We start from the raw sequence: 14,111 nt of genomic DNA on the forward strand, positions 1-14,111 counted from the left end.
CTATAGCAATCATTTAGGATTGCTATAGAAAAAAAACCTTAGCCATCAGCTAAATCGGGAAACACTTCTCGGACTGCTGGATGAACCAACTGGTGATTCTGGACATTAACGCCCTTGGCTAAAGCGGGATTGTTTTCCAGAGCGCTCAACCCCTGATTGGCCAGACTGAGTACGTAGGGGAAAGTACTATTGTTTAGAGCCACAGCTGATGTGCAGGGAACAGCTCCAGGCATATTAGGCACCCCATAGTGAACCACACCCTCCTCGATATAAATGGGATTGGTATGGGATGTGGGTCGTAATGTTTCAATACAGCCGCCCTGATCCACAGCAACATCTACAATCACCGAGCCAGTAACCATTTTTTTGACCAGAGAGCGGGGCACTAAAATGGGAGCGCGACGACCAGGGATTAACACTGCCCCAATCAGGAGGTCAGCATCAGTAACAGCCGCTTCAATTTCTGCTGAATTGCTGTAGAGGAGTTCCACTCTTGAGCCAAAGATAGTTTCTAAATGAATCAAGCGTTGAACATTAATATCAAAAATCTGTACTCTCGCTCCCATCCCCACAGCGATTTTCGCCGCTTCTGTACCGACAACTCCGCCACCAAGAATTACCACCTTACCTGGTCTGACTCCGGGAATACCCCCCAACAGCACCCCTCTTCCCCCCTGCTGACGCTCCAGAAATCTGGCTCCAAATTGTACGGAAAGACGACCAGCAATGATGCTCATTGGGGTTAGCAGCGGTAGGCTGTGGTCTGGGAGTTCTACGGTTTCATATGCGATCGCATTCACCCCCGATTGCAGCAACTGCTCGGTTAAAGCACGGTCAGCAGCTAAGTGTAGATAAGTAAACAACAGCTGTCCTTTTTGAAGCAAGGGATACTCTGGCGCTAGGGGTTCTTTGACTTTGACTACCAGTTCCCGATTCCAAGCCTCAGCCGCGTCTAAGACAATTTTGGCTCCCTGACGCTGATAGTCCTCATCGGTAAAGCCAGCACCAGTGCCAGCATTAGTTTCAACGAAAACTGTATGACCCGCTTCTTGTAAAACCCTGACACTACTGGGGGTTAATCCCACACGAAATTCCTGATCTTTCGTTTCTTTGGGAACACCGATTTCCATGCTTTTACCAAAATTTTTGGGTTTAAAGCCCCGTCCTTTTAAGAAGGATTAAGCTATAATTAATAGTAGCGGTAAAGCCCACACATGAAAAGCTTAGTAGTTCTAGCGGGCTGCTTGTGTTCCGGAACCCTGGTAGCAAAAATCATAAATCTTGTCCAAATTTGGAAGCTGAACAAGGTAATTTAAAAATATCCCCCGGTGCGCTTACAGTCGTCGAATTAAATTTGCCACGGGTTCGACGGCTTCAAACACCGCAGGGCAGACGGTGTAAGCTTTCTGAGGGCAATTTCTTTGGAATCCCTATGAATAAATAATCCTCGTCCTTCTAGGACGGGGATTGTCAACTCTTTGGGGTACTGGTGCTGTATGTGACATACTCCTACACTGAACTCCAAGAGCCAGTTTAGGCTTCTTGCCAACTCCACCCAACGGTATCGGCTTTCGCCGACGCTGCGCGAACGGATACTCGACAAGCTTTACTAACGACACGGTCAGAAGTTACCGCAAGAAGAGTGGAGCCTTTATGGTTAGTCGGCTATGGGTAAAGGGTTAAAACTTTATGATTAAGGCTCCACTCTTCTAAGGTTTCGTCTCCGGGATGCCCCTCCGCACGCCTTACAATACAAAAAAGTCCTATTTTAAGCACGTAGGTGGCGGTTAGCTCTTAATTTTCTTCCCTACTACTTTCATTATAGATTTTGGATCTCAAAACGGCAAAGATCTTGTCCGCGATTCATCTGACACTCATGGCGTAGCATTGAGTGTCAGATGAATCGCGGCGGATGAAGCTAAATGTGATCTAAATGTTAAAATTGATGAAGTTAAGTAACTCCACTATAGCTTGGCAACTTTTATAACCATGACGCAACCCCAACCCTCTAAAGTCCCTCAACTCCAGTCACCTAAGTTTGGGTTTAATGATTACGCAGAACGCTTGAATGGTAGAGCTGCCATGATTGGTTTTATTTTGACTCTGGCAATTGAATACTTTACTGGTCAAGACTTATTAACCTGGTTAGGCTTACAGTAGAACTAGTCCCAGAGTCGGTCAGTGGGAGAGTCGGTCAGTAGGAGAGTCGCTTAAGCTACTGACCTGCTCCTGTAAGCGCTTTTAAGAATAAGGGTTGCCATAGTTCCCAGGATTGGCAAAATTGATCTTGAACTTCCCGGTTGCTCTGGGGATGTCGAAGAATTATATATATCAGATATATCTCAGTAACAGTGAAGTCTCCCAACTAAGTGAGTGCTCTAGTTGGGCACTTTTGACCTATTCTGTTAAAAAAGAAGTAAGTGAAATAGAGTAAGTAGTAAGCCGTGATAAATGCTTTATGGCATCGAGTCTTGAAGTCAGCTTACCGTAAAGAGCCAATCTCAGGCTTCATCGTGATTATCGGAGCGGTGGATGCTGTGATTGGTGGTATCGGCGGACGCTGGTCATTATTCAGTTTTGGACTGATGATGGTAGCAATAGCAGTAGCAGTCCGTTGGTGGCAAAGCCAAAGTCAGCAAACTGAACTGGCTGAGCAACCTGTGGAACGGTATCTTCCCCCCAGTTCTTCCCGTCCACCATTACCGATGTTGAGTGCTGTTAAGCGTCAACAACCTCGACGTCAACCACCTCGATAGGTTCAGGCTGTTTTAATATCAAACTGTTCATCCCTAAGGCAATAGGGGAAACAGAGGGGAGAGCATATTTATCAGTGGTCCGTTACCAATTACCAATTACCAATGATCTTGTCACCAATTCATCAGAGGAATGGCTCAAAATTGGTCAGGTAGCTAGTCATAGCGGGTTGCCCGTTAAGACCATTCGCTATTACGAAGAAATTGGTCTGCTTGTGCCAGTCACAACCCGCTCCCCTTCTGGCTATCGCCTGTTTACCAGGCAGGTGTTGAATCGACTGGCTTTTATCAAACGCGCTCAATCCCTAGGACTTAGTCTTAGTGAGATTCAAGACATCCTCAAAATTCATGACTTTGGTGAGTTGCCTTGTGGAGCGGTTAAGCAGCATCTACTGCTCAAAATTGAGGCAATTACCGAACAAATAGAAGCATTGGAACTACTAAAGTCGGAGTTGTTGGGTATAATTTCCGGTTGGCAAGAACATCCCCCTGACGCGGTGAAAAGTAAGACGATTTGCCCTAACCTTGGCCAAAAGGCCACGCTACGCGAACAAGCAGAATGAGAAAAACACCGTTGGCGATTTTGGGAACTGTGGTCGGGCTCATGGCAGTGGTCACCAGTAGCACCTATGCTAGGGAACCAAGACTGGGGCTAATGGTTGCAGCTATGCCGGAAATGGCTTCATACCAAGCTCAATCTTGGAGAACTCCTCAATTGGTGCGTACCATTGAAGCCCATTCTACCGCTGTGGATGCTCTGTCATTTAGTCCTAGTGGGCGAGTGCTACTCAGTGGGGGAAGCAGGAGTGATGCCCATCTAAAATTATGGTGGCTGAAAAACGGTCGTGAAATTGATAGCCTGCGAGTACACCAAACCTCAGTGACTGACATGGCTTTTAGTGCTGATGGAACAATTCTGGCTAGTGTCGGGGAGGATGGTGGGGTCAACTTGTGGCAATGGAATCAGCAAGACTACACAGGAGACTATACCCGTAGTTTTCTAGGCCATAGAAGCAATTTGCTTTCCCTAGCTATGACCTCAGATAGTAAGGTCTTAGTGACTGGGGGATTGGATGGTATTCGGGTGTGGGACCTCAGAAACCAACGTCCCCTTTACACTCTGGCAAATTTTGATCATCCAACCTATTCCCTAGCGCTTCATCCCAAGGCCGAAACCTTGGTCAGTGGACTCAAGGATGGTAGGATTAAAATCTGGAATCTGAACACAGGACAACCCCTTTACATTATTCGAGCTCATCAAGGTATCACTAGTGCTCTAGCCTTTACCCCTAATGGTAGAACCCTAGTCAGCAGTGGTTATGACGGTAAGATTAGGGTCTGGGATACGCAGACTTGGCAGCTTAAGTATACCTTGACTAAACATACTGGAAAGATTCGTGCGATCGCAATTAATCCAGTTAATGGCACAATTCTCGCTAGTGCTAGTCGTGATGGGGTGCGGTTGTGGAATTTGAACACTGGTAAGCAGATTGCTTGGTTGACTGGACATCAAGATTGGGTACAATCCGTTGCCTTTAGTCGGGATGGGCGTTTTCTGGCTACTGGGGGATTTGATCGTACAATTAAAATTTGGCAGGCGAATACAACACCTAGCTTAAGCCTTGGCAATTCCCGGTAATTCCTGGGTTTGCCGACTAGGTTGCAGACTAAGGATTTATTTTCTACGTTGTTATGGTCATGACACCCAGGGGTGACCTCCAGCTCCTGGCTCTGTCGTTAATCATTAAGGTAAAGGCAAATGTGTGATTAGCTTAACAAGCCATTCCAACATTGTCAAGGAAAACATTACCAATTTTGAGGCATTTAACGATGCAAAATTACGTATTTGTTGTTGACACAAACAAGCAGCCATTAAACCCTGTCACACCAAAGAAAGCTCGCCGGTTATTAGACAAAGGTAAAGCCGCTGTTTTTAGGATGTACCCGTTCACAATCATCTTGAAAACTTCTGTCTTAAATCCAACCATATCGCCATGTCAAATAAAGATCGACCCTGGCAGTAAAGTAACTGGATTTGCCTTAGTCCAAAATAATCAGGTTATCTGGGGAATGGAACTAGAACACAGGGGAGGATTGATCAAGAAAAAATTAGAGTCTAGAAGAGCCGTAAGGCACCGAAGACGTAATCGTCACACCCGTTACAGAAAGCCACGGTTTCTTAATCGCAAACGTTCAGAGGGTTGGCTCCCACCTAGCCTAGAACACAGGATTTTGACTATTGAAACCTGGGTAAAGCGATTAATCAAGTTTTGCCCGGTCAATGAAATTTGGGTTGAAAGAGTTAAGTTTGATACTCAAAAAATGCAAAACCCTGAAATCAACGGCGTTGAGTACCAACAAGGTGAGCTAGCTGGGTACGAAGTCAGGGAGTACTTACTTGAAAAATGGGGAAGAGAATGCACCTATTGCGGTAAGCAGTCCGTCCCGTTGCAGATAGAACACATTCACCCAAAGTCCAAAGGGGGAAGCGAACGGGTAAGTAATCTTTGTTTGGCTTGTGAAAAATGTAATCAGCGCAAAGGGAATAAGCCTATCGAAGAATTCCTAAAACAGAAGCCAAGCCTACTGCAAAAAATCAAATCTAAGGCCAAGCAGCCATTGAGAGATGCGGCAGCAGTAAATGCAACTCGGAACAAATTAGTGAAAGTGCTTCAAAATATCAAGCCCATAATTACTGGAACGGGAGCACAAACCAAGTACAACCGGACTAAGCTGGGTTTTCCTAAAGAACATTGGATCGATGCCGCCTGTGTCGGGGATATTGAGACCTTGATCTTGAGAACATCTCAGCCACTGTTAGTTACTTGCAAGGGACAGGGAGGTAGGCAAAAAGCAGCACTCAATAAGTACGGCTACCCTATCAGACACAACCCATTAAAACCAATCAAAGGTTGGTGTAGTGGAGATATAGCCAAAAACATTATGACTGGAGAGTTCGGGAGAGTCAACCCCAGGAGTAAAAGTAATTCCTTCAATTACACAGTCCCAGGGAAAAAAGCAATAAGCTTACACGTCAAGAACTTGATCAGGGTTCATAAGAAAGATGGATACATTTACGGTTTTTGCTCGTAAATACCAGGAACTGCCTGGGAAAAGTCGTCCTATTATTTGCAGAGGTAGCATTTACTCAATCAAAATAATACCAATTAAAGTAGGGTGGGCAAAGGTAAGCGATCAGCTATCAGCTATCAGCTATCAGCTATCAGCTATCAGCTAAAGGCTGACCACTGACCGCTGACCGCTGACCACTGACCACTGACCGCTGACCGCTGACCGCTGACCGCTGACCGCTGACGGCTAAATGCTTACAACCAAACTCCCTACAAGCTCAAGAATATCATGACAGATAAATCGAATAATCTTGCTATTATTCATTTCGATGGTGTCAGCAAAAAACGCACTAATCAATCCGCATGTGCTGCTATAATTCAGTACCAAGGTGAAGTTTATCCAGTCTCTCAATACTTAGGATTTACTACTCAGAACCAAACTGAATATATGGGACTAATCCTTGGACTACAGAAGACTCTAAAGCTTGGCGCAAAACAAGCCAAAATCTATGGGGATTGCGAAGTAGTAATTAACCAGCTCCATGGGGATTATATGGTTAAAAACAACAATTTAGTTACCTTTCACACCCGAGCCAAAACCCTTCTTGATAAACTGGATTTCTACGAATTAATCTGGATTAACAAAACCCAAAACCTTGAAGCTGACCAGTTAGCAAATGACTGTATTGATTTGGAAAAGTCCCAGAAGTAAAGAATGCGTGGGCTTTGCAGTAATATCAATAGGAAAGGGAATAGGGAATAGGGAATAGGGAATAGGGAGTAGGGACTAGGGACTAGGCAAGAGGCAAAAGGCAATAGGCAAAAGGCAATAGGCAAAAGGCAATAGGCAATAGGCAAAAGGCAAAAGTAAAGAGGGTTTTAAGGGAATCAGATTCCCCCCTTCCGCGCGGGGGGTTAGGGGGTATCCTTAATCAAAAAAGATTGTAAATAATAAGTGCGATAACAGCCCTTAGCCTTTCCAAAGGAATTGGTAAAAATGGTGTTAACTATACCAAATTATTGAAAACTACTTTTTCGGTCTCCCCACACTCTTGCCTCTTGCCTCTTGCCTCTTGCCTTTCCCTAAGGGTAATCATTTACAAATCAAAGGGAAATGGAAGATCAGTTCTCTTTTGATGCCTGCTCCTCTTGCAACAGTTGCTCTTTGGAATCTCCCCAGTAGGCTGCGTAAGTCCAAACTTCGTGCTTATCATTTTCTTTGCTTTCTACTGACCATCGATAAATAGCTGATTTCGGCTCAACCCCAATTTCGATAAGCTTGGCACCCATATAGTACTCCATCTGGTTTTTGGTCATATACTTGACCCCAGTAGGCTCATTCTTTTTTACGCTTCGGGACATGAAAGCCTTAGTATGTTTTGCCATTTTGTTTCTGTTTTGGATTTGAATATATAGAATTGCTGATGTCTTGCATGGGTTCGTGACTAAGTATCTAGAAACACTTAGACACAATTCTTAATATTCTAATGCTTGAAGGGAGAACAGAGTTAGCTAAACTACCCCACTTCCGGTATTTTCGGGCTGAGCAACGGCTGAGCATCTAGTGATGGGTAGCGAATGATCATTGCCAGACTTTGCTGCTGCTGCACCATGCCATCGCATTTGCGATCGCATTAGTATGAAAAAAAGGATGAAGGTCAGCAGTTGCATCTAGACCAGTCTACCAAAGGCACTGCCAACGGCAATTGTGGCTGATCATCCACTGGCCAGATCCCTCAGTGTTGAGGAACTAATCAAGCCCAATTATCATCACGAGTGAGGTGCACAGGATTTTTTTCTACTCCCCCCTCCTCGTGCGGTAAAACCACTATTACTAAAACTCTTCCCCCTACTCCCTACTCCCTACTCCCTACTCCCTAAAACCAATGTATCTGGGAAAATTGAACCTTAAGCCGGTCTACTGGCTCTTAGGGCTAATCTTGGCAGTCATCCTCCTCTGGGCACTACCCAAGCCTTGGCACGCTGCCAGTTTATCCACTGACCCGAAAGTATTGCATGTCCTAAATCGCGTTAGTTTTGGCCCTCGCCCTGGGGACATCGAACGGGTGAAATCCATGGGGGTTGATGCTTATATTCAGTCCCAGCTTTCCCCAGAATCTATTCCTGAACCGCCACAACTAAGGAAACAACTCAAGAATTTGGATACCCTGGAACTGAATCCAGTGGAGCTATGGAAAGGGTATGGACCACCACAAGGTAAAAAGAAACGGCAGCTGAGTCAGCAAGAACGGAAGCAGGCTCAAAAGCGGACGCAAATACCTAGGCAGCAGGGATTAGAAGCCCGTTTAATCAGAGCGATCGCTAGTCCTCAACAGCTCCAGGAAGTAATGGTAGACTTCTGGTTCAACCACTTCAATGTTTTTGATAGCAAGGGGTTGAATCGGATCTGGGTTAGTTCCTTTGAACAAGATGCGATTAGACCCCATGCCCTTGGTCGTTTTCGGGATTTGTTAGGTGCTACAGCTCACCATCCCGCCATGCTCTTCTATTTAGACAACCACCAAAACACTGCACCAGGAAGTCCAGGAGCTCGTGGTCGATACAAAGGGCTGAATGAAAACTATGCTCGGGAACTAATGGAACTCCACACCCTAGGAGTAGATGGTGGCTACACCCAAGAGGATGTAATTACTTTAGCGCGGATCTTGACTGGCTGGACTACTGACCGTGAGGGTAAGCACGGTGACAGTAGGGGATTTTATTTCCACCCTAAGCGCCATGATTACAGTGATAAGGTTTTCCTGGGTAGACCGATTCCAGGTAGCGGCAGCCTAGAGGGAGAGCAAGCCCTAGATCTGCTGGCTCGTCATCCCTCCACCGCCCATTACATTAGCTACAAATTAGCCCAGTACTTTGTAGCTGATCAGCCACCAGCAAAGCTAGTAGACACTCTAGCCCAACGCTTTTTGAAGACCGATGGGGATATTCGTAAGGTTCTAGAAACCCTATTTCAAAGCCCTGAATTTTGGGACACTCAGTATTACAACAGTAAATTTAAATCCCCCTATCACTACATCATCTCAGCAGTGCGAGCTACAGGCAGTAAAAAGCCCAAATGGAAAACCCTATCTGGTATTATCCGTCAGCTAGGAATGCCCATCTACGGCTGCCCAACTCCCAATGGTTACAAAAACACTGAGAAGGCTTGGCTCAGTCCAGATGGGATGATTCGCCGGGTCAGCTTTGCCACCGCATTAGCCAATGGTAATTTCGAGCAGCGTCAACCTAAACAAAAGCGTAAACCTGTGGATGCTGTCCAACTCAGGAAAACCCTAGCCAATCACTTTTCTGACCAAACCAAAGAAGTCATCGACACTAGTCCAGCTAAGCTACAGGCCGCCTTGATTTTAGGCAGTCCAGAAATGATGTATCGATAATACATTAGGGAGTAGGGAGTAGGGAGTAGGGAGTAGGGAGTAGGGAGTAGGGAGTAGGCAAAAGGCAAAAGGCAAAAGGCAAAAGGCAAAAGGCAAAAGGCAAAAGAAACAATATCTCTCTTCTGTCACTCTCGGAGTTGTAAAATGAAGAGGAAACCTATGAAACCCGTCATTCGAGTATGGTAGAGGCGAGACAGGCTGCTTCCACAGTGAGATTTGTAGATACATACTGTGAACTGTACAAAAACTTATTTGTAGAAGTAAGAGCCTATGAGTACTTTAAATACATTCATGTGGGACTGATTAGTGACATAAAAAGAAAAAGTTTACCAGAGATAGCTAAGGTAGTAGGGTTAGAAAATGCACAAGGATTACACCATTGTCTTGATGCAGTCGCTCATGGGGGAAACCCCCAAGACCGCGCTGCATCGCTTCTTAAGCAAGTCCCCCTGGTCAGCTAAAGAATTAGAGTCAAGAAGATTAGGCATCATCTTAACTGTGTTAGAAGGGAGGGAAATAGATGTGATAATAGACGAAACAGGAGATAAGAAGAAAGGAGAAAAAACGGACTATGTCAAGAGACAATATATTGGCAATAAGCGTAAAAGTAGAGAATGGGATTGTCTCAGTAAATGCCTATGGACATTGGGAGGGTATGACTTTCCCATTAAAGTTTAAGATTTTTAAGCCAAAAGGAAGGTTAAAAGAAGGAGATAAATACAAAAGCAAGCCAGTACTTGGAGCAGAACTAATCAAAGAGCTAAAAGAAATGGGTTTTAATATAAAAAGAGTATTAGCTGATAGTCTTTATGGGGAAAGTGGTAGTAATTTTAGGTCGGTAATTGAGGAATTAAAAATAGAGTATGCAGTAGCAATCCGCTCTAATCATGGAGTGTGGCTACCAAAAGAGCAGAAAGTCAGAGCCAATAAATGGCGAGAATTTGAGCATCAAGGCGCTTGATGGTAAGATCCAAAAAAGATACATTAGCGATGCAGCGCGGTCTTGGGGGTTCCCCCCATGAGCGACTGCATCAAGACAGAGAAGTTATTTATGGAAAAAGAGGATTAAGACAATATTGGGAGATAACAACGGATAAAGAGACAATACCAGCCGATTCAACTTGGTTTGTCATGACGAAAATCCCAAAAATAAGCTATAAAAAAGTAGGCCAAATTTAGAAAATAAGAGCTTGGGTGGAATATGGATTTAAACAAAGTAAAAGTGAATTAGGTTGGGCAGATTTTCGTGTCACTAATTATCCTCAAATTGAAAAATGGTGGCAATTAGTTATGTCGGCGTATTTAATGGTGTCTCTACACAGTGACTCTTTTAACCCAATGGTTACACCTGTATCAGAAAAGTTTCAACAACATGATTGGTGGAATGAAATAAAGGGCTGGAAAAATATTCTTAATAATCTTAGATTAATTATTAAACCTTATCTTAGTTTTAATATCATTAGCCGGTGGCTTAAAGTTTTTCCTATTCCTCAGCTTTCTTTGGGTTTCCCTAGGCTTATAAATCTAATGAATGAGTTTGATTGTTTGCGTGACTTTGTTTATTTTTGGGATAATTTTTATTATTCATCTGCCTAGAGTGACAGAAGAGAGATATAGCGGTTTTTAGTCTAATCAGGTACACCAAATTTTTTACCTCTTCCCTATTCTGACTTTACTGTTCACTGTTCACTGTTCACTGCTCACTGCTCACTGCTCACTGCTCACTACTCCCTAAAAATTGTACCTTACTAGCTACAAAAACGCTATACACCTCATAAGTCTGAGAAACGCTATCTTTTTTGAAGGATGACTGATAAATTATGACTGATAAATTATGATTTTTTAGTTGTAAATTGCCATTTAAAAATTTTAATTTTAAATCAATTTTTAATTCAAAATTGGCGATTGTTATAAAATAAATTTATAGCGGTTATCATAGCTATGATAACCACAGTATTTTTATCCTATTACCTGCTCCCTATTCCCTGTTCTCTATTCCCTGCTCCCTGCTCCCTGCTCCCTGTTCCCTGTTCCCTATTCCCTGTTCCCTACTCCCTGCTCCCTGTTCCCTATGCTATAAACACAACAAATGAAAAGACGGAAATTATTACAACAAGCTAGCCTTCTAACTGCTGGGGGACTTATCTCTATGGGCAGTTGGGTAGCCAGAGGATTAGCAAATACAGCAACTACTAATCACCGTAAGCGACTGATTGTTATTTTCCTGCGGGGTGGGATAGATGGACTGAATGTAGTTGTGCCATACCAAGAGGCTGATTACTACCAAGCGCGACCGAGAATTGCGATTCCTCGCACCGGGGAAAAAGGGGGAGTCTTGGATTTAGATGGTTACTTTGGCTTACATCCAGCTCTAGCTGATCTGATGCCTCTTTGGAAACAGAAAAGTTTAGCCTTTGTTCACGCCAGTGGTTCACCAGACTCCACTCGCTCCCATTTCGATGCTCAGGATTACATGGAAAGTGGCACCCCAGGCATTAAGAGTACAGATGATGGCTGGATGAATCGACTATTAGGGACAATTCCCAAAGAAATACCAACTCAAGCCGTGAATATGGGCACAACAACCCCACGGATTCTATCCGGTCAGATGCCAGTGGCTAATTTACCGATGGGGAGAAATTATAATCACAAGCTGCCTGTAGACCGTCCCCAAATTGATGCTGCTTTTGATCAACTCTATCGTGGTAATAATGCGATTAATCGGGCTTATCAGGAAGGAAGTGACGCACGGAAGATACTGCTGGCTGAGCTAAAGGAAGAAATGATGGCAGCTAACCGGGGAGCACCACCTTCCTCTAAATTTGTTGGTGATAGCCGCAAATTAGCCAAGCTGATGGTGGGGGATGCTAAGACCCAACTGGCATTTTTGGCCTTAGGTGGCTGGGATACCCATGTTAACCAGGGCGGTAGTCAAGGACAGCTGGCTCGAAAACTTAAGCCTCTCGGACTTGGGTTGGCTACTCTGGTCAAAGCGTTAGAACCGATTTATGCCAATACTGTGATTGTGGTCATGTCAGAATTTGGTCGTACCCTGGCAGAGAATGGTAACAAGGGTACTGACCATGGACACGGGAATGTGATCTGGCTCTTGGGTGGAGGAATTCGCGGTGGTAAGGTCTATGGAGAGTGGCCCGGTTTGGCGGAATCCCAGTTGTATGAAAAACGGGACTTAGCCGTAACTACGGATTTTCGTGACGTGCTGATGCCTGTGCTAAGGGAACATATGGAGATTGGAGACTCCAATTTAGCCCAAATCTTTCCTGGTTTTAGGTCTAATCAGAATCTGGGGCTTTTGTAGGGAAAGAGAAGTGTTGGGGGAGGGGAGTGCGTTCCCTTTTTAGTTCATGTAGGGTGGGCAGTGCTTTCGACAGATTCATGTGATTGCCAATAGCCTTAGTAGGCACTGCCCACCAACGGATTAATCACTTTTTAGTTGATGTCTTTACAAAGAGTGCGATCGCTTTTAGCGTGGCCTACGGCCAATCGCGTTCGCGCAGCGTCGGCTTTGCCGAAAGCGTGACCAAAGGTCAATCGCTTTTAGCGTGACCTACGGCCAATCGCGATCGCACTCAACAAGCAAATTCTTAAAAGCGATAATTAACAAGGTATTCACTATCTATTCAGAATTGGAAAAGCTAACCGGTATTCCTGAAACAATGCTCTGGACTTTGCACAATCGAGCCAACGAAGCAATGCGGTCAGACGGGGTGATACAGGATCCCAAGGCCGTTGAAATTTACGAGGCGATTGAATACGATTACGAACGATCCTTTGGAAAGGCGGATCCATTGCACGCACTGCGTTCGATCGCGAAGCGTGACCAAAGGTCAATCGCTTTTGACTCAGAAATTAGAGCGTTTATGAAAAAGCACCCAAGTGGCGTGGTGGTAAACCTTGGGGAAGGGCTTGAGACCCAGCGTTTCCGTTTGGCGGATCTTCAAACGACCTGGTACACAATAGATTTACCTGAGTCGATCGCGAAGCGTGACCAAAGGTCAATCCGCGCTCGTGAGCACTTTATATCGCCGGGTGACAGGTGGAAGCACATTACTTGTTCCGCCCTGGATTATGCTTGGATGGACCAAATCCCGACCGACCGACCTGTGTGTATAACAGCTCAGGGTTTGTTCATGTATTTTCAGGAGTCGGAAGTTCGGGATCTTCTCAAAACCCTTGCAGAGCGGCATCCAATTTTGACGATTATATTCGACGTTATTCCGAACTGGCTTGCCCAAAAGACACTATCACCCGACGGGTTGAAAATGACTCGGGATTATGTGACGCCGGTAATGCCTTGGGGAATCAACCGGAAAGAGATTCCATCCTTTATCGAGAAAAGTATGGGACGAGACTTTGATGTGACCGATATAGGTTACCCTCGATACCCACTTGCTATTCGAAGCTTTCTTTTCTGGGTCTGGTTCAATGTGCCTGTATTGAAACAGTGGGCACCGACAATCGTGAAGGTCGAGCGCTAATCAGTAATCTAGATAATAGATAATAGAACTTTGCCCACCCGACTTTAATTAGTTGATGTAGGGTGGGCAGTGCTTTGGACAGATTCATGTGGTTGCCAATCGCCAAAGTAGGCACTGCCTGGGGTGTGGGGTGTGGGGTGTGGGGTGTGGGGTGTGGGGTAGGCCGTAGGCCAAGGTCAATCGCTTTTTCTCGACCATGAGGCTCAGAGGTTCGTTCACGAGGCTCAGAGGTTCGTTCACGAGGCTCAGAGGTTCGTTCACGAGGCTCAGAGGTTCGTTCACGAGGTTCAGAGGCTCGTTCACGAGGTTCAGAGGTTCGTTCACGAGGCTCAGAGGTTCGTCCACGAGGCTCAGAGGTTCGTTCACGAGGTTCAGAGGCTCATTCACGAG

The 14,111-nt window shown here is 45.0% G+C and carries 14 protein-coding genes and 1 pseudogene; 11 read left to right on the forward strand and 4 right to left on the reverse strand.

The genetic code is table 11. The features are described 5' to 3' along the window. Window positions 1-38: 38 nt before the first annotated feature. On the reverse strand, window positions 39-1,130 hold the full coding sequence (gene ald, locus BJP34_RS12590) for an alanine dehydrogenase (RefSeq protein ID WP_070392643.1): 1,092 nt from the start codon (window positions 1,128-1,130) through the stop codon (window positions 39-41). An 859-nt stretch (window positions 1,131-1,989) separates the two neighbouring features. On the opposite strand from ald, the gene BJP34_RS45560 reads away from it, so the two are divergent. The 6 genes from BJP34_RS45560 (at window position 1,990) to BJP34_RS12615 (ending at window position 6,536) form a co-directional block, all read left to right on the forward strand. Continuing rightward, window positions 1,990-2,160, forward strand: coding sequence for a hypothetical protein (locus BJP34_RS45560; RefSeq protein ID WP_168166507.1), 171 nt, complete (start codon window positions 1,990-1,992; stop codon window positions 2,158-2,160). A 287-nt stretch (window positions 2,161-2,447) separates the two neighbouring features. Then, on the forward strand, window positions 2,448-2,756 hold the full coding sequence (locus tag BJP34_RS12595; RefSeq protein WP_070396637.1) for a hypothetical protein: 309 nt from the start codon (window positions 2,448-2,450) through the stop codon (window positions 2,754-2,756). Between the two features lie 74 nt (window positions 2,757-2,830). After that, window positions 2,831-3,316, forward strand: coding sequence for a heavy metal-responsive transcriptional regulator (locus BJP34_RS12600; RefSeq protein WP_070392644.1), 486 nt, complete (start codon window positions 2,831-2,833; stop codon window positions 3,314-3,316). After that, window positions 3,313-4,392, forward strand: a complete 1,080-nt coding sequence (locus BJP34_RS12605; protein WP_070392645.1) for a WD40 repeat domain-containing protein — start codon at window positions 3,313-3,315, stop codon at window positions 4,390-4,392. Before BJP34_RS12600 ends, BJP34_RS12605 begins: the two co-directional genes overlap by 4 nt. A 191-nt stretch (window positions 4,393-4,583) precedes the next feature. Beyond that, window positions 4,584-5,846, forward strand: coding sequence for an RNA-guided endonuclease IscB (gene iscB, locus BJP34_RS12610; RefSeq protein ID WP_070392646.1), 1,263 nt, complete (start codon window positions 4,584-4,586; stop codon window positions 5,844-5,846). Between the two features lie 267 nt (window positions 5,847-6,113). Then, a complete protein-coding gene (locus BJP34_RS12615; RefSeq protein WP_070392647.1) occupies window positions 6,114-6,536 on the forward strand; it encodes a ribonuclease HI family protein in 423 nt (140 codons plus the stop codon). A gap of 410 nt (window positions 6,537-6,946) precedes the next feature. Here the strand turns inward: BJP34_RS12615 and BJP34_RS12620 are convergent, their stop codons facing one another. After that, window positions 6,947-7,210 carry a hypothetical protein gene (locus tag BJP34_RS12620; RefSeq protein WP_070392648.1) on the reverse strand — a complete coding sequence of 88 codons (264 nt, stop codon included), beginning with the start codon at window positions 7,208-7,210 and terminating at the stop codon, window positions 6,947-6,949. A 126-nt stretch (window positions 7,211-7,336) separates the two neighbouring features. After that, window positions 7,337-7,459: a hypothetical protein gene (locus tag BJP34_RS48750; protein WP_267876550.1), complete on the reverse strand. Its 123-nt coding sequence runs from the start codon at window positions 7,457-7,459 to the stop codon at window positions 7,337-7,339. Between the two features lie 251 nt (window positions 7,460-7,710). Between BJP34_RS48750 and BJP34_RS12625 the strand changes: the two genes are divergently transcribed. Continuing rightward, the gene (locus tag BJP34_RS12625; RefSeq protein WP_149030943.1) at window positions 7,711-9,222 is read left to right on the forward strand and encodes a DUF1800 domain-containing protein; all 1,512 of its coding nucleotides are present in this window, start codon (window positions 7,711-7,713) and stop codon (window positions 9,220-9,222) included. Here BJP34_RS12625 and BJP34_RS43100 read toward each other — a convergent pair. Continuing rightward, a complete protein-coding gene (locus BJP34_RS43100) occupies window positions 9,193-9,351 on the reverse strand; it encodes a hypothetical protein (protein ID WP_158517167.1) in 159 nt (52 codons plus the stop codon). The two genes, BJP34_RS12625 and BJP34_RS43100, sit on opposite strands and share 30 nt — an antisense overlap. Before the next feature lie 50 nt (window positions 9,352-9,401). Here BJP34_RS43100 and BJP34_RS48755 point away from each other — a divergent pair. From BJP34_RS48755 to BJP34_RS12650, 4 genes and pseudogenes are all read left to right on the forward strand, one after another. Continuing rightward, window positions 9,402-10,818: pseudogene (locus tag BJP34_RS48755) on the forward strand (IS701 family transposase). A gap of 345 nt (window positions 10,819-11,163) precedes the next feature. Then, complete coding sequence (locus BJP34_RS45565) at window positions 11,164-11,343, forward strand: hypothetical protein (protein WP_168166469.1); 180 nt, start codon at window positions 11,164-11,166, stop codon at window positions 11,341-11,343. Beyond that, complete coding sequence (locus BJP34_RS12645; protein WP_070392651.1) at window positions 11,312-12,541, forward strand: DUF1501 domain-containing protein; 1,230 nt, start codon at window positions 11,312-11,314, stop codon at window positions 12,539-12,541. The genes BJP34_RS45565 and BJP34_RS12645 overlap by 32 nt, the downstream gene beginning before the upstream one ends. A 244-nt stretch (window positions 12,542-12,785) precedes the next feature. Next, window positions 12,786-13,721, forward strand: coding sequence for a class I SAM-dependent methyltransferase (locus BJP34_RS12650; RefSeq protein WP_202972092.1), 936 nt, complete (start codon window positions 12,786-12,788; stop codon window positions 13,719-13,721). Window positions 13,722-14,111 lie beyond the last annotated feature (390 nt).

Origin of the sequence: Moorena producens PAL-8-15-08-1, assembly GCF_001767235.1 — a bacterium.
Taxonomy (GTDB): Bacteria; Cyanobacteriota; Cyanobacteriia; order Cyanobacteriales; family Coleofasciculaceae; genus Moorena; species Moorena producens_A.